This is a genomic window from Mesobacillus jeotgali (assembly GCF_002874535.1).
Classification (GTDB): domain Bacteria; phylum Bacillota; class Bacilli; order Bacillales; family Cytobacillaceae; genus Mesobacillus; species Mesobacillus jeotgali.
Genome location: NZ_CP025025.1, coordinates 1,018,640 through 1,037,528 on the forward strand (window position 1 = coordinate 1,018,640; position 18,889 = coordinate 1,037,528).

18 protein-coding genes are annotated in these 18,889 nt (G+C 42.8%); 12 read left to right on the forward strand and 6 right to left on the reverse strand.

Annotation, left to right across the window (positions count from 1 at the left end):
* Positions 1-64: 64 nt before the first annotated feature.
* Together CD004_RS04985 and CD004_RS04990 are read right to left on the reverse strand one after the other, a co-directional pair.
* Positions 65-607 (reverse strand): hypothetical protein, encoded by a 543-nt coding sequence (locus tag CD004_RS04985; RefSeq protein WP_102261752.1) that lies wholly within the window; start codon positions 605-607, stop codon positions 65-67.
* A gap of 23 nt (positions 608-630) precedes the next feature.
* Positions 631-1,050, reverse strand: coding sequence for an HIT family protein (locus tag CD004_RS04990; protein WP_102261753.1), 420 nt, complete (start codon positions 1,048-1,050; stop codon positions 631-633).
* Between the two features lie 613 nt (positions 1,051-1,663).
* Here CD004_RS04990 and CD004_RS04995 point away from each other — a divergent pair.
* The 3 genes from CD004_RS04995 (at position 1,664) to CD004_RS05005 (ending at position 4,433) form a co-directional block, all read left to right on the forward strand.
* Complete coding sequence (locus tag CD004_RS04995; RefSeq protein ID WP_102261754.1) at positions 1,664-2,404, forward strand: ABC transporter ATP-binding protein; 741 nt, start codon at positions 1,664-1,666, stop codon at positions 2,402-2,404.
* The gene (locus CD004_RS05000; protein WP_102261755.1) at positions 2,397-3,608 is read left to right on the forward strand and encodes an ABC transporter permease; all 1,212 of its coding nucleotides are present in this window, start codon (positions 2,397-2,399) and stop codon (positions 3,606-3,608) included. Before CD004_RS04995 ends, CD004_RS05000 begins: the two co-directional genes overlap by 8 nt.
* A gap of 102 nt (positions 3,609-3,710) precedes the next feature.
* A complete protein-coding gene (locus CD004_RS05005) occupies positions 3,711-4,433 on the forward strand; it encodes an EcsC family protein (protein ID WP_102261756.1) in 723 nt (240 codons plus the stop codon).
* Positions 4,434-4,529: 96 nt separating this feature from the next.
* Here CD004_RS05005 and CD004_RS05010 read toward each other — a convergent pair whose 3' ends face one another.
* Positions 4,530-5,693, reverse strand: coding sequence for a M20 family metallopeptidase (locus tag CD004_RS05010; RefSeq protein WP_170030019.1), 1,164 nt, complete (start codon positions 5,691-5,693; stop codon positions 4,530-4,532).
* Positions 5,694-5,885: 192 nt separating this feature from the next.
* Positions 5,886-7,277, reverse strand: coding sequence for a hypothetical protein (locus CD004_RS05015; RefSeq protein ID WP_102261758.1), 1,392 nt, complete (start codon positions 7,275-7,277; stop codon positions 5,886-5,888).
* Positions 7,278-7,576: 299 nt separating this feature from the next.
* Here CD004_RS05015 and liaF point away from each other — a divergent pair, with 299 nt between their 5' ends.
* The 3 genes from liaF to CD004_RS05030 are packed head-to-tail and all read left to right on the forward strand — an operon-like array spanning position 7,577 to position 10,033.
* On the forward strand, positions 7,577-8,344 hold the full coding sequence (liaF, locus tag CD004_RS05020) for a cell wall-active antibiotics response protein LiaF (RefSeq protein WP_102261759.1): 768 nt from the start codon (positions 7,577-7,579) through the stop codon (positions 8,342-8,344).
* A gap of 13 nt (positions 8,345-8,357) precedes the next feature.
* Positions 8,358-9,392, forward strand: a complete 1,035-nt coding sequence (locus CD004_RS05025; protein WP_226675888.1) for a sensor histidine kinase — start codon at positions 8,358-8,360, stop codon at positions 9,390-9,392.
* Positions 9,392-10,033: a response regulator transcription factor gene (locus tag CD004_RS05030; RefSeq protein WP_102261760.1), complete on the forward strand. Its 642-nt coding sequence runs from the start codon at positions 9,392-9,394 to the stop codon at positions 10,031-10,033. The genes CD004_RS05025 and CD004_RS05030 overlap by 1 nt, the downstream gene beginning before the upstream one ends.
* Before the next feature lie 196 nt (positions 10,034-10,229).
* Here CD004_RS05030 and CD004_RS05035 read toward each other — a convergent pair whose 3' ends face one another.
* Complete coding sequence (locus CD004_RS05035; RefSeq protein WP_102261761.1) at positions 10,230-10,733, reverse strand: antibiotic biosynthesis monooxygenase family protein; 504 nt, start codon at positions 10,731-10,733, stop codon at positions 10,230-10,232.
* Positions 10,734-11,102: 369 nt separating this feature from the next.
* On the opposite strand from CD004_RS05035, the gene hemE reads away from it, so the two are divergent.
* The 5 genes from hemE to CD004_RS05060 all read left to right on the forward strand — a co-directional run bounded on the left by hemE (position 11,103) and on the right by CD004_RS05060 (position 17,729).
* Complete coding sequence (gene hemE, locus CD004_RS05040; RefSeq protein WP_102261762.1) at positions 11,103-12,149, forward strand: uroporphyrinogen decarboxylase; 1,047 nt, start codon at positions 11,103-11,105, stop codon at positions 12,147-12,149.
* Between the two features lie 90 nt (positions 12,150-12,239).
* Positions 12,240-13,178: a ferrochelatase gene (gene hemH / locus CD004_RS05045; RefSeq protein ID WP_102261763.1), complete on the forward strand. Its 939-nt coding sequence runs from the start codon at positions 12,240-12,242 to the stop codon at positions 13,176-13,178.
* Between the two features lie 25 nt (positions 13,179-13,203).
* Positions 13,204-14,631 carry a protoporphyrinogen oxidase gene (hemY, locus tag CD004_RS05050; protein ID WP_102261764.1) on the forward strand — a complete coding sequence of 476 codons (1,428 nt, stop codon included), beginning with the start codon at positions 13,204-13,206 and terminating at the stop codon, positions 14,629-14,631.
* 252 nt (positions 14,632-14,883) lie between these two features.
* Entirely contained in the window at positions 14,884-15,456 is a 573-nt protein-coding gene (locus CD004_RS05055; RefSeq protein ID WP_102264997.1) for a TetR/AcrR family transcriptional regulator, read from the forward strand.
* Between the two features lie 71 nt (positions 15,457-15,527).
* On the forward strand, positions 15,528-17,729 hold the full coding sequence (locus CD004_RS05060) for a YhgE/Pip family protein (protein ID WP_102261765.1): 2,202 nt from the start codon (positions 15,528-15,530) through the stop codon (positions 17,727-17,729).
* 112 nt (positions 17,730-17,841) lie between these two features.
* Here CD004_RS05060 and yhfH read toward each other — a convergent pair whose 3' ends face one another.
* Positions 17,842-17,976 carry a protein YhfH gene (gene yhfH, locus CD004_RS05065; RefSeq protein ID WP_082904462.1) on the reverse strand — a complete coding sequence of 45 codons (135 nt, stop codon included), beginning with the start codon at positions 17,974-17,976 and terminating at the stop codon, positions 17,842-17,844.
* 171 nt (positions 17,977-18,147) lie between these two features.
* On the opposite strand from yhfH, the gene CD004_RS05070 reads away from it, so the two are divergent.
* Positions 18,148-18,882 (forward strand): MBL fold metallo-hydrolase, encoded by a 735-nt coding sequence (locus tag CD004_RS05070; protein WP_102261766.1) that lies wholly within the window; start codon positions 18,148-18,150, stop codon positions 18,880-18,882.
* The last annotated feature ends 7 nt before the right edge of the window (positions 18,883-18,889 follow it).

Sequence of the window (18,889 nt, forward strand, 5' to 3'; positions counted from 1 at the left end):
AATATGGAGCGTCATTTCGAACATTATTATGGCCCGAAATAATACGGCGGCTTGATTCTTATCTTTAAAAAAATTCTATAAGTCCAAAATGGTGTGGAAGCAGAGAAAAGGTCACATAGAAAGATTCTATAAGCCCAAAATGGAGTGGAAGCAGCAAAAAGGTCACATTGAAAAATTCTATAAGCCCAAAATCGTTTGAAATCAGCCAAAAGGTCACATAGAAAGATTCTATAAGCCCAAAATGGAGTGGAAGCAGCAAAAAGGTCACATTGAAAAATTCTATAAGCCCAAAATCGTTTGAAATCAGCCAAAAGGTCACATAGAAAGGTTCTATAAGCCCAAAATGGTATGGAATCAGAGAAAAGGTCACATAGAAAGATTCTATAAGCCCAAAATCGTTTGAAATCAGCCAAAAGGTCACATAGAAAGATTCTATAAGCCCAAAATGGAGTGGAAGCAGCAAAAAGGTCACATAGAAAAATTCTATAAGCCCAAAATGGTGTGGAATCAGAGAAAAGGTCACATAGAAAGATTCTATAAGCCCAAATTGGTGTGGAAGCAGAGAAAAGGTCACATAGGGAAAAATCCGTACTATATGTAAAAACAAAAAAACTCCCGCAATGCGGAAGTCTAAATCTTGCTATTGATTTCTGCGGCGATTTTTTGGTAGTCGTCGGATGAATATTGGTCCTGGTGGGTTTTCCACACAGCGCCGAAGCCATCACCATTGCCATAGCGCGGAATCAAATGCATGTGGAAGTGGAAGACTGATTGGCCAGCTGCTTCGCCGTTATTCTGAAGCACATTCAGCCCGATAGGATCATATGCAGCCTTGATTGCATTAGCGACTTTTGGGACTGCCTTGAATACATTAGCCGCAATCTCGTCAGTGAGCTCGTAGATATTTTCTTTATGTACCTTCGGGATGACAAGTGTATGTCCTTTTGTTACCTGGCTGATATCAAGAAATGCAAGTACGTTCTCATCTTCATACACCTTTGCTGATGGGATCTCACCGTTAATAATTTTGCAAAAAATGCAATCACTCATTTCTTCCACCCTTTCGTTCGTGAGTTTCGCTTTTGTCCAGTGCACCAGGACTCTGCGCTTTTTTATGGTATTTTATCACATTTTGCCAATATGAATAAAGAAAGAAGGACAGGATCCGCTTGGAATCCTGTCCCTGAAGGGGGAACTAATTACTGTTCATTGACGTTCTTCAGCAGGTTTACCTTTGATAAACACCTCATTTTCAATTCATTTGAATTATAAAAATGATGGGTTATTCAGTACCTGGTTCAATCGGACCATCCCCTGTCTGCTTTAGTCGGTTTTCACAACTTATAAAGCGGGAAGTGATCTGCGACACACACCTCATTTCAAAATGTGGAGTGATATTACTGAACGGCTGGGTTAACATTTACGTAGCGCAATGCAACCATCCCCTTGTATGAACGTTGAAATCAGTGTGCTTATAAATCGAATAATATGTCTTTAACAGACACCTCATTTCGAATTATTGCTTGTTGCCCCTTCAAAAATTATGATGCCCCGATTATTGGGTTATATGCAAAAAAAGATTTATCAAAAGGTGAAGCTTTTCCTATATGAGTTGGATTTGTTAAAATAACGGTACAGAATACGAACTGGAAGGGCGTTGTTCATGTCATTATTGGAAATTAACCAAGTAACCGGTGGATATACAAGGAATCCGGTTTTGAAAAATGTGAGTTTCACCGTTAATAAAAATGAAATCGTTGGTTTGATTGGCCTGAACGGTGCTGGAAAAAGTACGACGATCAAGCATGTAATCGGCTTGATGGAACCTCATAAGGGTGATATTAAGATTAATGGCAGAACTTTTTTGGAAGGCAAGGAGGAATACAGGAAGCAGTTCACCTTTGTGCCTGAAACCCCTATTCTTTATGATGAATTGACACTAGAAGAGCATTTGCGGCTGACAGCCATGGCCTATGGCCTTGAGGAAAAGGAATATGAGCAGCGAATAGATGCTTTATTAAAGGAATTCAGGATGAGCAAAAGGCTGAAGTGGTTCCCTGCGCATTTTTCAAAAGGGATGAAGCAAAAGGTGATGATCATGTGCGCATTTTTGGTACAACCTTCACTTTACATCGTCGATGAACCATTTGTCGGTCTTGATCCCCTTGGGATTCAATCTTTGTTGGATCTGATGGACAAGATGAAGGGAAATGGGGCTGGCATTTTGATGTCGACGCATATCCTCGCAACGGCCGAACGTTATTGCGATCGTTTTGTCATTCTTCATAATGGAGAGGTCAGGGCACATGGGACGCTTGAAGAGTTGAGGGAGCAGTTCAAGATGCCTGGCGCAACACTGGATGATTTGTATATCCAACTGACAAAGGAAGAAGACTATGTTTAATCCGCAGCACTTATGGAAGGAGCGTTTCGGTACTTTTGCCAAGGAAACCGGAAGCTACCTGCGATACATTTTTAACGGCCATTTAGTGATTGTCGTCCTATTTTTATTGGGAACAGCGGCTTTTTACTATCAAGAGTGGATTGAAACGCTGCAGCCGGACTTCCCGGCAGCGTGGATCATCGCCTTGGTTCTTGCTGCTGTTCTTACATATAGTCCGATCCAAACATTTTTGACAGAGGCGGACAAAATTTTTCTATTGCCACTCGAAACCAGATTGGATGATTATTTCAGAAAATCGATCACATTCAGCCTGAGCCTGCAGTCATATGTATTGTTGCTTGTACTTGCTGTACTGATGCCGCTCCATGTAAAAATACATGGTGCAGACTTCAAATCGTTCTTCATCCTTTTAATCGCATTCATTCTGGTAAAATGGATCAATATATTGATTCGCTGGAATGTACAGTATTTTATCGAGAAAAACGTAAAATTGACGGATAGCATCATTCGTTACTTTATCAATGTCGTTCTTTTGTATTTTATCTTTTCAGGAGCTCAGCTGTTTTTTGCAGCCGTTCCAGCTGTTGTCTTAATCATTCTGTTTTTTTACTATAAAAAACAGACCAAGGATAAAGGCTTGAAGTGGGAGCAGTTGATCGAGGACGAAGAAAGACGGATGAATGCCTTTTACCGTGTGGCCAATATGTTTACCGATGTTCCAAAGCTGCGAGACCGCACGAAAAGAAGAAAATGGCTTGATTGGCTAGTTAACATCATTCCATACAAGCAGGACCTGGCCTTCAGCCATCTTTACTTAAGGACCTTCGCAAGATCCGGGGATTATTTTGGCTTGCTTGTCCGCCTTACATTGATAGGAGGAGCAGCCCTTTATTTCCTATCATATGGACCGGGACAAATTTTGCTTGCTTTGCTTTTCATGTATTTGACAGGGTTCCAGCTTTTGCCGTTATGGAACCATCACCAAAACAAGCTATGGGTCGGTCTGTATCCTATACCGGAGAATGCCAGAAAGAAATCCTTTACGAGCTTGCTATTGGGAATCATGATTTTTCAGGCAACTATTTTTGCAGGGACAGTTTTCATTAAAGGAGAACTGATATTAGGAGCGATCGTATTAGCTTCCGGAAGCGCATTTTCACTGTTCTTTGTTTATTTTTACAGTAATAGCAAGCTTAAATCCTGATCTGGAAATCCTTTTCGTAATCGCTTCCAGCTTTTATGAAAAGGATTTTTTTGAATCGTTTTTGTTTTTGGAACGTAATAGTAAAAACAAGGGGTGAAAACATTGAATGAATATGAATTGAAGGCTTATGAAGAGGTTCTCACCTGGAAGCGGAAGCTGAATAAACGTTCAAGCCTTTTGGCGCGTGCTTCAAAGAAAGCGCAGACGAAAGTGAATCAGTTGATTCCAGACAGAGTCCATCAATTCTTGACGGAAAGTATTAAGAACATGGTCAAGGCAACTCTGGCGGGATCGAATTACACGACGAAAAAGCAGCAGGGAACAGGGCTTACACTTGCTGAGAAAGACCAGGAGTTTCATAAAAAACTGTCTGCATACAAGAGGACGGCGGCTGTCGAAGGGGCTGGAACTGGAGCAGGGGGCATACTGCTCGGAATGGCGGATTTTCCATTGCTATTATCGATTAAAATGAAATTTCTTTTCGAGGCTGCATCTGTATATGGTTATGACCCTTCAAGGTATGAGGAAAGACTTTTTATCCTTTATGTTTTCCAGCTGGCTTTTTCAAGTGATGATCATCGAAAGCAGACACTGGGCTTGATTGAGAACTGGGAAGCAAGAAAAGCTGAATTGTCGGAGCTGGATTGGCAGCAATTTCAGCAGGAATACAGAGACTATATCGACTTTGCCAAAATGCTGCAGCTTATGCCCGGGATTGGAGCTGTTGTAGGAGCTTACGCAAATTACAATCTGCTCGATCAGCTAGGAGAAACAGCGATGAATGCTTATAGGATAAGGATCCTGAAAACACCTCCGCAACTATGAGTTGTGGAGGTGTTTTGCATCATCAAATAATTATGTTGTAGGTGACTTATATAGGGCGTTCTTAATCTAGCTCCAGCGCCTAACCCCTTTTGTTTTTTAAGCTAATGTCTCACTTTTTTCATGCTTGTTCTGTTCCTTTATTTGATAGTTCAGTGCGGCTGCGCAAAGAGTTTTTGCCGCTATGACCATTGCTTTTTCGTCAAAATCGAATCTAGGGTGATGGTGTGGATACGACCCTTCTGTTTCTGGCTTTGCCCCGGTGAAGAAGAAGGTGCCCTTTACATTCTGCAGATAGTAGGCAAAGTCCTCACCGCCCATTTGAAGATCACTTTCTTCAATCTTTGTCACTTCCGGTACTTTAGTTGCGCAGTCAATCAGGAATTCAGTTTCTGCTGCATGGTTGACGACCGCTGGATAGCCTTTTTCATACTGGTAATCATATGTGCAGTCTGTTGCCAGGCAAGTGCCGTTAACTACTTTTTCAATTTCAGCTGCGATGAAATCCCGGGTTGATTCGTTGAATGTCCTGACTGTGCCATTCAGCTTTGCTTTATCAGCAATTACATTAAAGGCATTTTCTGCTAAGAATGAACCTACGGTAACAACGGCAGAATCGACAGGGTCCACACGTCGGCTGACAATTTGCTGTAAGTTCGAAACAAGCTGTGCTCCTGCGACGATGGCGTCCTTTGTCTTATGTGGCTGGGCACCGTGTCCGCCTTTTCCCTGGATCGCTATTTCAAATCGATCAGCAGCTGCCATTATTGGTCCAATCCGGTATTGGATGGTTCCTGTCGACTCAGTAGCCCACAAATGAGTACCGAAAATCACATCCACGCCTTCAAGACAGCCATCTTCGATCATCGAGATCGCGCCGCCTGGAGCGTACTCCTCAGCATGCTGGTGAATCATCACATAAGTTCCCTGCAAAGTTTCCCTGGCTTCATATAGTACCTTTGCAAGCACTAATAATGTTGCTGTGTGTCCGTCATGGCCGCATGCATGCATAACACCTGGAACTAATGATTTATATGGAACATCTTTCTCGTCCTGTATCGGCAGGGCGTCAAAATCAGCTCTAAGTGCGACCGTTTTTCCTGGTTTGGAACCCAAGATTTTTGCGACTACACCATTCCCGCCAACATTTGCGCGGACCTCAACCCCGAGTTTTTCGTAATAGGATTGGATATATTGTGCTGTGTTCACTTCCTGAAAAGACAACTCAGGATGTTGGTGCATATAACGGCGGATTTCCACCATTTCCGGATAAAGGTTATCAATCTTTTTAAAAAGCTGATCCTGCAATTGATTCACTCCTTATGTAAAATAGTTAGATAATTTAAACAATTATAGCACATAAGTAGATTAAAAACATTTTAGAATCATAGCAAAAGAAGCTCCCATAAAGGAAGCTTCGTATATAAATGGAGCCATGAAATGGCATCCAGTATTTTAAATCAGGAACATTGCCACAATCGTGGTTACAATCAGGCCGATTGTAACCGGAAGCAGATTCCTTCTTGCTAGTTCAAACGGATCGACTCCGCAAATTGCGGCTGCAGGAATCAATGCCCATGGAACAAGGGTACCGCCGCCGACCCATATGGCAGCAATTTGACCAAGAGCGGTCAGAGTAGCCGCTCCTGCACCTATGGCAGTCGAGAAAATCCCAGCTACCGATCCTGCAAGTGAAATTCCGGAGAAGCCCGAACCGTCGAGGCCCGTAATTGCCCCGACAGTAGTGAGGGTCACGGCTCCAACTTCAGCACTGAGTGGCACGACAGAAGCCAGCGCCACGCCGAGGTCATTTACAATGCCTTGAGAAGTTTTTGGCAGGAATTCGCCGATTATTTTTGTGAAGCCTGAATCTCCTAGGTAGAAGAATGCAGCGATTGGGATGACAGCACCAAAAACCTTAAAGCCGAACTGGAATCCTTCGATCAGATAGCTGGTCGTTTTTTCGAGACCTTTGTTCTTATGTGCTGCGAGTGAAATGAGAAGAAGAATGAAAATTGAGGTCCCGCCAACGAGCGCAGTCGCGTCTCCGCCCTGCAGGTCAAGAATGGACATTGCGGCGACATCTGCAGCAAATAAAACCGGTATCAGAATGGCGAAAAATTTCTTGGCACCGTCTGATAGCAAGCTGGGGTCACTTGTATGATCCATTTCAACTTCAAGCGAGCCGCCACCTTTTAGTTTGCCGTTTTTCATATCTCTTTTTAATAGATAGAACGCGGTGACGGTTGTGACTACACCCATCACAATGACTAGCGGGATACTGGCCTGAACTACAGAACTGACAGGAATGCCTGCTGCATCTGCCGTAAGTTTTGGAGCAGCCTGGATAACGAAGTCACCGGACAGCGCGATTCCGTGCCCAAAGAGGTTCATTGCGACGGCCACACCTAGCGCAGGCAGGCCGACTCTGACAGCAACCGGTAAAAGAACGGCTCCCATCAAGGCCACGGCCGGGGAGGGCCAGAAGAACCAGGATATGACCATCATGACAATACCAATCGTCCAATAAGCCAGCGCTGGCGTTTTGATTAGTCTGGCGAACGGGGAGATCATCGCATCGTTGATACCGGTCACCGTAAGTGTCCTGCTCATCGCCACGATGATCGAAATAACAAGAATAGTAGGCAAAAGCTCGGTAATCGCATATATGAAACTATTGAATATACTGCTGACCGATCCACTCAAAGATCCAGTTGCGACAATTGCCAACAAAAAGATACCGGTAATTGATATAAGGGTTGTGTCCCTTTTCATGACCATGAAACCGATAATCAGGAAAATGAATAAAACATATATCCAATGAAGTGCCGTTAATTCTATGACCATGGAATAATCCTCCTTTCTAAATGACATACTGTGTCCCTTTGCGTTATATAGGCAAATTTCCTAATTGAGTACTACAGGATATGTTGGCCGCGGAAAGGTGTGAGCGGAATCAGAGAATTTTTTCTCGGTCTCGAGACGGAGGGGAAAAGCTTCTCCAGAGGGGCGAAAAATGGCGAGCCATATTTTAATATAAAGCTATAATTCATATCTTAAAAACCATCATGTTTGACAATAAAAAAAGGATTTTCCCAGCATGAAAAGAATTAGTGATTATGATAGGAAGAAAGAAGGGGGAACTTTTGAGTAAACGATCGATGAATCAGATAGCTGCGGCTGTCATACTATCAGCCTTAGGGGTTATTCTTCTGTTAGTCAATTTAGGTGTCATTTCCTTGGAAATAAAAGAGCTTTTTGTCGTAACCTATCCATTTTTATTATTTTTGTATGGCTTAGTAGCTTTACTGAAGAGGCAGTTTGGATGGGGATCGTTCATCGTCCTATTTTCATCGTTGCTGATCATGGAACGTTTTGGGGTGATAGATTTTCATTTTCTTGATGTATGGAAGCTTTGGCCGCTGGTGTTGATTTATTTTGGAGCTGGTATTCTCTTTAAGGGTAGAAAACTAAAGGTTATTTACCGAACTGATTTCCCGTCGGCTAAGGAGGCGGAAAATATCCCGTCGGCCGAAACATCCTTGAAGAAAATACGAGGGGTGTCGATTGGCAACGTAACATTTAAAAAGCAAAACTGGGCTGTCGAACCAATGGATTTATACAATATGATCGGGGAATATTTTATCGACTTCAGCAAAGGTTTCATTCCAGACAGGGAAACACCAATAGTGGTGAGAGGCTGGATTGGTGAAGTGAAAATGCTCATTCCAGAGGATGTCCCGGTAAAGATCAATGCTGTCATAGGTGTCGGTGAAGTAAAGCTCTTTGATTATGCCCAGGAGCAAATAAAACATGTAGTCGCATATAAGTCGGATGATTATGACCAGGCAATAAGAAAACTGAACATTACGATCGAATTGAAAATCGGTTCTGTAAGGATTGATCGGGTGTAGGAGGGAGAAGCAAATGACAAGTATCCGCTTATGGTTTATTCAAACGTTCTTGATGATGGCTTTCATAACTTCTCTCATCCTGTTCATCGGTCTTCAAATCTTTCTGTTCCTGGTGCCTGACAGCGGTCTTACCACTGCAATGACCTTTTGGTTTTGGCTGTATAGTTTTGTCATTATGGCAGTAGTCGGGTTTTATTTCAGTTTACGAGGAAGCTACGTTATCAAGGGACGTCTTGGCGATATTTTATTGTTTATCACTACTTTGCGCAGAGGCAAATTCACGGAAAGAATCCAAATGGATGAAAAAGATGAGATCGGACTCATATCTGAGGAACTTAATCAGTTATCTGAATACCTCCAAGACCAGGTCCATTCATTGCAGCGGCTTGCAGAAGAAAAAACGGAGCTATCAAAGACGGCAAAGTCCGCCGCGACCATGGAGGAAAGACAGAGGCTCGCCAGGGATCTGCATGACGTAGTCAGCCAGCAGTTATTCGCGCTTAGCATGATGTCATCTGCTTCACTAAGGTGGTTTGACCAGGACCCAGAGAAGGCCAGGAAGCAGCTGGAGCAAATATCTGATATAGCAGGCAAAGCACAGGGGGAAATGAGGGCCCTTCTTCTTCATCTAAGGCCTGTCCAATTGAGTGGGGAGAGCTTGTGTGAAGGAATCATTAAACTAATCAAGGAACTGAAGCAAAAAACGAATCTTGCATTTGAAGCAAGCGTCGATGAAATCGAACATCTTTCACAAGCTGCAGAAGAGCATATTTTCCGGATTGTCCAGGAAGCATTATCTAATATCCTGCGTCATGCTGATGCGACAAAGGTGAAATTGGTGCTTACAGAAGAGAATCGATATATAAATCTGTATATCGGTGACGATGGCAAAGGCTTCGATATCCACGAAGAAAAGATGGCATCATACGGCCTTAAGACGATGAGAGAACGGTGTGAACAAATTGGCGGTACATATAATATTCGTTCAAAAGCGAATGAAGGAACATATATTGAAATACGGATACCGGCTTTGAGGAGGGAAGAGTAATGGGGAAAATAAGGGTTGTGGTAGTAGATGATCATGAAATGGTAAGAAAAGGAATCATTTCCTATTTGGAGACCGAACCAGCAATCGAGATTGTCGGGGAGGCGGATGGCGGAAAAAAGGCAGTTTCACTTGTGAAGGATACAAAACCAGAGGTTGTCCTGATGGACCTGTTAATGGAAAATGGATCGGGTATTGAAGCAACCAGGGAGATACTAAGCTTCTATCCAGAATGCAAAATCATCATCATCACTAGCTTTTATGACGATGAACAGGTTTTTCCGGCCATTGAGGCAGGAGCATTCAGTTATATGCTAAAAACAGCGTCTGCATCAGAAGTCATTAAGGCGATAGAAAAAGCATCCAGAGGGGAAACCGTCATTGAACCAAAAGTGGCTAATAGGATGATGAAAAGGCTTAGACCGCAGGAACGTAAGCCACATGATGAACTGACAGAACGGGAGCTTGATGTCCTGAAGTGTATCGGTGAAGGCATGACAAACCAGCAGATCAGTGAAGAGTTATTCATCGGTGTCAAAACGGTCAAAACCCATGTTTCTAACATTCTAGGTAAACTCGGTTTATCAGACAGGACGCAGGCCGCGGTTTATGCAAATCGAAACGGCTTGATAAAAACTTCATGAAGAATGGGAGGGTGCTTTTGCCCCTCCCATCTTTTATTTCTGAATAAGAAAGTATAAATTTTTGCACTTAGATTAGTGTCTAGCTCCAGCGCCTAGCCCCTCGAGTCGCTTCGGTCAGCCCAATGAAGTCATAGAACGACTTCACCGGTCGGCCCTCCAGCGCTTGTCGGGGCTGACCAAGGCGCTTGCGCTTTTCTTATTCAATGTAGTATTTAGAGACATATGATGCACTCTCAAAAATATTCGGTCGAGCACCGTCTATTCCCGCTTCTGTGCCGCGTTTTTTGTGTGCATGGTCATATGCCTTCGATTTTTGCCAGTTTTCGAATGCCCCTTCATTTTCCCAGATTGTCATAATGATATAGGTGTTTGAACTTAAAGGACGAAGAACACGGATCGCGACGAAGCCTGGTTCGTTCTCAATTAGTCTCGGCCTATTCAAGAATCGGTCTTCAAAAAGGGGCCGTCCTTCGTCTGTTACCGGAATATTGTTGAGAACAGCGAATCCCTCATGGTCAAGTGAACCAGCGGAATCAATCACTTCATACTTCCTTGGTGAACTGAACGCTGTTTTCTTGTCTGTCTCATGGACAAGGAGCGACGACTCATTATTGTTCATCAATATCATGTTTTCTCCTTGGTGCTTTTCTTTCAACTTCATTAAAAAGTCTGGAGTTCCTGACGTAATATATAGATTCATTTTCTCACCTCATTTTAAATAAATATGCTTTGCTTCTATTATACTAATTGTATCCTTCAAAACCCAAGCTATCATCTGTTTTCCCTTTTATTGAGTAAGTAAAAGCAAAATTCGTCAAATTTTCAACAATTTAAAGCGTTTGCTATGAAATCGGTTAATAAAAACGATATAGTGTATATAGTTTGTTATTTTTAAAAGGCGTTGATGTCACTCCAGGCGCTTCGCTTTTCGCGGGAAGAATATGAAAAATCAATAAAATGCTTGAATAGGTTTAACAATCCTTTTTATCAGGGAAAATAGTTGTTTTTTATTTTAATCCTTTTATATTACAATGGATTACAGACATTATTGAAAGGTGGACCACACTTAATGAGCAAGATTATTAACGATACTTTTTTAAAAGCAGCCAGAGGAGAAGCAACTGATTATGTTCCTGTCTGGTATATGAGACAAGCTGGTAGGTCACAGCCTGAATATAGAGAAATCAAGGAAAAATACTCTTTATTTGAAATTACACACCAGCCTGAGCTTTGCGCTTACGTCACAAGGCTTCCTGTAGAACAATACGACGTGGATGCGGCGATTCTATACAAGGACATCATGACACCGCTGCCAGCCATGGGCGTGGATGTAGAAATTAAATCAGGGATCGGACCTGTCATTTCGAATCCTGTAAAAACATTATCTGATGTTGAAAAACTGGGTGCGATCAACCCTGAATCCGATATTCCATACGTACTTGACACAATCAAGCTTCTTACAGAAGAACAGCTGTCTGTACCATTGATCGGTTTCTCAGGAGCACCGTTCACGCTTGCAAGTTATATGATTGAAGGCGGCCCCTCTAAGAATTACAACAAGACAAAGGCATTTATGTATGCCCAGCCTGAAGCATGGTTCGCACTGATGGACAAGCTAGGCGATATGGTAATTACATATGTGAAGTCTCAAATCAAGGCTGGAGTAAAAGCTATTCAGATTTTTGATTCATGGGTAGGTGCGCTGAATGTTCAGGATTACCGAACTTTCATCAAGCCAGTAATGAACAGGATTTTTTCTGAACTGAAGAAGGAAAATGTACCATTGATCATGTTTGGAGTTGGAGCAAGCCACCTTGCCATGGAATGGAACGAACTTCCGCTAGATGTTGTTGGATTGGATTGGCGTCTGCAAATCAGTGAAGCTCGCGAGCTTGGAATCCAGAAAACCGTCATGGGAAATCTTGATCCTGCAATCCTGCTTGCCCCTTGGGAAGTAATAGAAGAAAAGGCCAAGGCGATCCTTGACCAGGGCATGACACAGCCAGGCTATATCTTCAACCTTGGACATGGTGTATTCCCATCAGTGAACCCGGAAACATTGAAAAAGCTGACTGCTTTTATCCATGAGTATTCTGCCTCGAAACTAGGCAAATAGTCTCTATTCTGCTTCAGAGCATTACATTTGGTAAAATGGTCTGGTTTTTGGCAGAATAGAAGCTTAGAGACTCGAAAAAGAGGTGCAATCATGACGAAGAAAAAGATGGGTTTGCTTGTGATGGCATATGGCACACCCTACAAAGAAGAAGATATTGAACGATACTATACACATATCCGCCACGGACGCACTCCGTCACCTGAAATGCTTGAGGACTTAAAAGAGCGTTACGATGCAATTGGCGGAATTTCTCCACTTGCGAAAATTACCGTTGCACAGGGCGAGAAACTTGAACAGCATTTGAACAGCATCCAGGATGACATTGAATTCAAGATGTATCTCGGTCTAAAGCATATCGAGCCGTTCATCGAGGATGCAGTCAAGCAAATGCATGATGATGGTATTGAAGAAGCGGTCAGCATCGTGCTCGCACCGCACTTTTCTACCTTCAGCGTGAAATCTTATAATGGACGCGCCAAGGAAGAAGCGGCAAAATTGGGCGGTCCAGAAATTGTATCCGTAGAACAGTGGTATGATGAGCCGAAATTTATTAAGTACTGGTCAGACAGAGTAAGTAAAACATTTGCTGAAATGCCTGATGATGAGCGCGAGAATTCAGTATTGATCGTTTCGGCTCACAGCCTTCCGGAGAAGATTCTCCAAATGGGGGATCCGTATCCTGAACAATTAAAGGAAACCGCTGATATGATCGCAAACCAGGCAAATGTGAAAAATTACGAGGTTGGCTGGCAAAGTGCAGGCAACACACCTGAGCCATGGCTAGGTCCAGATGTCCAGGACTTGACGAGAGACCTGTTCGAGGCAAATGGATATAAAGCCTTTGTTTATGTGCCGGCTGGATTTGTTTCCGACCACCTGGAAGTACTATATGACAATGACTATGAATGCAAGATCGTAACGGATGACATCGGGGCCAGCTATTACAGGCCGGCAATGCCAAATACAGAGCCTGAATTTATTGATGCATTGGCAGATGTGATTCTGAAGAAGCTGTCAACTTCACGCTAAAACTACTTAAAGAAGGCGATTTACCGTGACAGAAAAGAAGAAAGTTGTAATTGTAGGGGGAGGCATAACTGGTTTGGCGGCTGCATACTATTTGCAAAAGTATGCCAGGGAGAACCAGCTTCCGCTTGATGTGAAATTGGTCGAAGCCTCTCATCGTGTTGGCGGGAAGATGCAAACTTATGTTAAAGATGGTTTTGTCATTGAAAGAGGACCGGATTCTTTCCTGGAGAGGAAAGAAAGTGCAGGACGACTCGCCAGGGAAGTAGGCTTGGGAGATAAATTAGTCAATAACAGTACGGGGAAATCGTATGTGTTAGTGAAGGACAAGCTCCACCCTATGCCTGGCGGATCAGTGATGGGGATTCCTACACAAATCGCCCCTTTTGTTACAACTGGCCTGTTTTCATGGCCAGGCAAGTTCCGGGCTGCAGGAGACTTCTTTATGCCGCCTTCCAAGGTGAAAGGTGATCAGTCACTGGGTGAATTTTTCCGCCGCAGGCTTGGTGATGAAGTCGTTGAAAATCTGATCGAGCCTCTGCTCTCCGGTATCTATGCCGGTGATATAGATAACATGAGTTTATTATCGACATTCCCGCAGTTCTATCAGGTGGAGCAGAAATATGGCAGCCTGATTCTTGGAACAAAGAAAACGACTCCCTCGGCGAAAAAGAAGCCTAATGAAACGGGTCAGGCCAAGAAAAAAGGAATGTTCCTGACTGTAACTTCAGGTTTGCAATCTTTTGTCGATGCCATTGAGTCGAAACTTGAACCAGGTTCTGTGATAAAAGGAATCAGGGTCGATAAAGTAAGCAAGCACGAAAATGGCTACCGGATGAGGCTGAGCAGCGGGGAAACCCTGGATGCAGATAGCATCCTCGTATCTGCACCACATGAAGCTGCCTTGCATATGTTCTCAGAACATGAACATATTTTTGACCCATTCCGGAATATGCCTTCAACCTCCGTGGCTACTGTTGCGATGGCATTCCCGGAAAGTGTCATAAAAGAAGATATTGATGGTACTGGATTCGTTGTATCGCGGAACAGTGATTATACAATAACAGCCTGCACCTGGACACATAAAAAATGGCCACATACTACTCCTGAGGGCAAAGTATTGCTGCGCCTTTATGTCGGCAGGCCAGGTGACGAGGCAATTGTCGAGCTTTCAGACGATGAAATCATCAAGATCGCTCTTGAAGATTTGAATAAAACGATGGATATCCAGGCTCAGCCTGATTTTGCCGTAGTTTCCCGCTGGAAAGAGGCAATGCCGCAGTATACAGTAGGTCACAAGGAAAGGGTCGCTAATCTGAAGAATGATCTCGCAAATGAGCTTCCGGGCGTATTTGTCGGCGGCAGCTCCTATGAAGGAGTAGGTCTTCCAGATTGTATCGACCAGGGAGAAGCAGCAGTGGAAAAAATCCTGAACTATTTAAAGCTTAACTTTTAAAAAACCCTTAAAGGGTTTTTTATTTTGCCAAAAGCTAGTTAATCCAATAGAACTAAGGTTCTGGAAATACCGAGTGAATAAACTTATAGTAAATTTTAGTTATCTTTGCCAGTCAGTCTTTAAAGAACCGGCATCATATCTTCTTGTTCTAAATGCATTAAAGAGAGCTTGCAAAATTCAAATGGATATGTTAAATTTCTTTTTGTACTAATTGACCATTCTTCTCATTTGGTCATTTTCAGAGGTGAAATGATGGCAATTGACCGTAGGCAGCAAATTATTGATGCAGCAACTAATTCATTTTCTCTTTATGGCTATAAGGCGACAACAATCGATCAGGTAGCGAAGCTTGCAAATGTCGGGAAAGGAACAATTTATACTTTTTTCAAAAATAAAGAGGAACTCTTTGACGAAATTATTAACAGATTGATCAAAGAGATGAAGGAAGTGGCCGATGATGCTGTTAAACCATCAGATTCATTTTATGAGAATGTCCATCGGGCATTATACAGGCTGCTTGAGTTCCGCAAACAACATCAGCTTACTATCAAACTCTCTCAGGAAGCGAGGGATATAGGGACACCAGCTGTACTGGATGTAATGGAAAAACTGGAACTTGCAATCCTGAAATTTATTGAAGATAAGGTTGTTCTGGCTGTTGAAAGAGGTGAAATAAAGGAATGTGATCCTGAAAAAACCTCCTTCATCATGATGAAACTCTATATCGCTTTGATATTTGACTGGGAGAAAAGGCACTCACCGCTGTCAAAGGAAGAAATTTCACAGCTGTTTGAATTTTATATTTTCAAAGGATTATCTAACTAGGTAATCCTTGATTTTAGGTTAAAAGTGACTAAATGAACAAAATGGTCACTTTTCATAAGAAGGAGGACATCATGAAAAACAAACTGTTTTCACAAGAATTAACTGCTATTTTTCGTAATAAAAAATTATTGATTCCCATTATTGCTGTTCTCTTTGTTCCTGTCCTTTACAGTGGCATGTTTTTATGGGCATTCTGGGATCCTTATGAACATCTTTCAGATCTCCCCGTTGCGGTAGCAAATGAAGACTCAGGAACAACGATGGAGGGTGAAAAGCTGCAATTAGGCGATGATCTAGTTGGAAAATTGAAAGAAAGCAAAGACTTCGATTTTCAATTCGTATCTGAAAAAGAAGGGAAGAAGGGTCTTGAGCAGCAAGAGTATTATATGATGATTAAAATTCCAGAAAATTTCTCTAAAAATGCAACAACATTATTGGATGATCATCCTGAAAAGCTGGAGCTTGTGTATATACCCAATGAGAGCTTTAACTTTTTATCCGCTCAAATCGGTGAAACAGCTGCCGAGAGAATTAAGGCATCTGTATCTGAGAAACTCTCTGAAACTTATGCAGAGACAATGTTTGATAAAATTGGCGACCTTGCAAAAGGTCTAGGTAAAGCAAGTGACGGAGCCGCTGAACTTAACGATGGTGCGGATAAGCTAAAAGCTGGAAGCCGGGAACTCTATAAAAACTTATCCGTTTTGGCGGGGAAGTCAATCGAGTTCAATCAAGGAGTGAATTCGGCGAATTCCGGAGCCAAAGAATTGGCAAATGGAGCAGATTCTCTAACCGATGGACTTGGACAGTTGGAAGATGGCCATGCGAAGCTGGAGGGTACTTCAAGTGAGCTTCTTAATGGCCAGAAAGACTTGATGGCTGGTGCTTCTAAAGTAAAAACAGGTTTAGAAGAAGTGAACAATAAAATTCCTGCTATGGTTCAGGGCACAACAAAGATTGAACAGGGATCCGAACAGCTTGCCCAGAATCTATCAAACTGGAAAACTGGAGCGGATCAAACTGCTAGTGGAGCAGCTGATCTGCATGCCGGTATTCAAGAACTCAAAGAACAAATGGATGCAATGGCTCCTCTATTAGCCGAATATCCTGATAAACAGAAAGAACTCGCCACAGCGCTCGAGAAATTGGAAGCTGGGAGTGTTAGCCTTGAAAAAGGAACAGTCGCTCTTTCAGACTCGGCGGGTGCTTTAGCTGAAGGCGCGAAGACAATCTCAGGTACTCTTGGTGAATTAAACTCAGGACAGAGGAAACTTCAACAGGGAATCAAGGATTTAACAGATGGCAGTACTCAACTTGAAGCTGGAGCTGGGAAATTGGCATCTGGCCAGGAACATTTCCACACGGGCATGGAGCTTTTCGGTAACAAACTGAGTGAAGCGGCTGCGGGTTCTGTTGAACTGTCTGAAGGAAGTTCAAAGCTTGTTGGAGGTATGGACCTACTTGCCTCAGGCTCCTCGGCAATGTCTGATGGAACTGGCAAATTGTCCTTAGGAGCTGAAAGGCTGGCAGAAGGAAATAGAAAGGTCGCAGATGGAACATCTGAACTTGCTGAAAAGCTAAAGGATGGTGCGGATGAAGCACAGATTAGTCCTAACGACCAGACCTACAACATGTTCGCAGCCCCAGTAAAATTGGATAGTGAAAAAATAAATAAGGTTCCAAACTATGGAACAGGTTTTGCACCTTACTTTTTATCTTTAGGGTTGTTCGTAGGCGCACTTCTGTTATCAATTGTCTTTCCTTTAAGAGAACCAGCAGGGATACCGAGAAACGGGGTTAACTGGTTCCTAAGCAAATTTGGGATTTTAGCGGGAATTGGGATTATACAAGCACTCGTTGCAGATGCCATTGTTCTCGGTGGATTAGGTTTGCATGTAGAAAGTATTCCGCTGTTCTTAACCTTTTCCATTGTTACAAGTCTAACCTTTGTTGCATTGGTTCAGTTTCTTGTAACCCTGTTAGGGGATCCCGGACGATTTGTTGCCATCATTATCCTGATATTGCAGCTTACAACAAGTGCGGGAACCTTCCCGTTGGAGTTAATACCCGGTTTCCTGCAGAGGTTTAACTCGTATTTGCCAATGACTTATTCAGTACATGGGTTCAAAGCTGTTATTTCCAGTGGTGATTTCGGCTTCATGTGGCAAAATGCAGGAATATTAGCCGCTTATATAGGTTTGCTATCAATTGGAACCGCAGTTTATTTCCATTGGATGTTTAAGAGACGATTTGCAGTTTTAGTAAAAGAATAATGAAAAAAGAGCCAGCCGTTCAATGAACGAGCTGGCTTTTATGTGCAGTTTTGACTGCGGGAAAGGGATTGTATTACACCCGGAAAACCGGGGAAGGAAAACGATTCAGTTCTTATAGTTTACCAGGGTCCATGCATCCATCGCACTTGTTTCCATAGCACTCATGTTGTTCATTAATCTTCTCTCCACACTCTGAGCATTGCTTTGCTGGTAAATTGCGAAAGAATTCTACGACATTTTCAATCATGCTGTTCCCTCCAATTGAGTTTGTGTTTTGATACAGTTTCGTTATTTATTTTATTGTATTATAACAGAATAACTGGCGTCAATCATAATTTTCTGAAAAAGCCGTTAAAGTGAAAAAATGGGCAAAATGAAGTATAGTGAAAGAAAAAGTGTGCTAATAGGAGGGAAATCATTGAAGCTGACAATAGTAGGATTCTGGGGCGGCTACCCGAAGGTGAACGAGGCCAGCACAGGATATTTACTTGAACATGAAGGATTTAAGCTAATGATAGACTTTGGCAGCGGAGTATTGGCGAAACTCCAAAATTTTGTGCAGCCAGAAGAGCTGGATGCAATGGTACTGTCACATTATCATCCCGATCATATTGCTGATATCGGAGTATTACAGCATGCGAGGCTAATACAGGGTTTTCTGGGTAAGAAGTCTCCGCAGCTTCCGATTTACGGACATACACAGGACAAGCAGGAGTTTGCGAAACTTACATATAAAAACATTACCAAAGGGATCGGCTATGATCCTGCCAAAAAGCTCAACGTTGGCCCATTCACGATTTCATTCATTTCTGCAGTTCATCCGGTTCCATGCTATGCGATGCGAATCGAAGCAGGGAGTAAGTCTCTGGTATATACAGCCGATACGTCCTTCAAGGAAGAGTTCATCCCATTTGCTTCAGGAGCTGATCTATTGCTTTCAGAATGCAACTTTTATGGCAACCAGGATGGCAAAGGTGCAGGGCATATGAATAGCTACGATAACGGAAAGCTGGCTGAGGGAGCGGGTGTGAAACAGTTAGTCTTGACCCATTTGCCACATTACGGTGAAATTGACCAGCTTGTTTCGGAAGCTTCAACAGTATTCAATGGCCCGATCACCCTTGCGAGGGAAGGGCTCGAAATAACCTTATAAAAAGGAG

Coding starts and splice junctions, on each gene's coding strand:
- CD004_RS04990 (WP_102261753.1), bottom strand. CDS start 1,050: ATGAGTGATTGCATTTTTTGCAAAATTATTAACGGTGAGATCCCATCA.
- CD004_RS04995 (WP_102261754.1), top strand. CDS start 1,664: ATGTCATTATTGGAAATTAACCAAGTAACCGGTGGATATACAAGGAAT.
- CD004_RS05000 (WP_102261755.1), top strand. CDS start 2,397: ATGTTTAATCCGCAGCACTTATGGAAGGAGCGTTTCGGTACTTTTGCC.
- CD004_RS05010 (WP_170030019.1), bottom strand. CDS start 5,693: ATGGTGGAAATCCGCCGTTATATGCACCAACATCCTGAGTTGTCTTTT.
- CD004_RS05015 (WP_102261758.1), bottom strand. CDS start 7,277: ATGGTCATAGAATTAACGGCACTTCATTGGATATATGTTTTATTCATT.
- CD004_RS05025 (WP_226675888.1), top strand. CDS start 8,358: ATGACAAGTATCCGCTTATGGTTTATTCAAACGTTCTTGATGATGGCT.
- CD004_RS05030 (WP_102261760.1), top strand. CDS start 9,392: ATGGGGAAAATAAGGGTTGTGGTAGTAGATGATCATGAAATGGTAAGA.
- CD004_RS05035 (WP_102261761.1), bottom strand. CDS start 10,733: ATGAATCTATATATTACGTCAGGAACTCCAGACTTTTTAATGAAGTTG.
- hemE (WP_102261762.1), top strand. CDS start 11,103: ATGAGCAAGATTATTAACGATACTTTTTTAAAAGCAGCCAGAGGAGAA.
- hemH (WP_102261763.1), top strand. CDS start 12,240: ATGACGAAGAAAAAGATGGGTTTGCTTGTGATGGCATATGGCACACCC.
- CD004_RS05055 (WP_102264997.1), top strand. CDS start 14,884: ATGGCAATTGACCGTAGGCAGCAAATTATTGATGCAGCAACTAATTCA.
- CD004_RS05060 (WP_102261765.1), top strand. CDS start 15,528: ATGAAAAACAAACTGTTTTCACAAGAATTAACTGCTATTTTTCGTAAT.
- yhfH (WP_082904462.1), bottom strand. CDS start 17,976: ATGATTGAAAATGTCGTAGAATTCTTTCGCAATTTACCAGCAAAGCAA.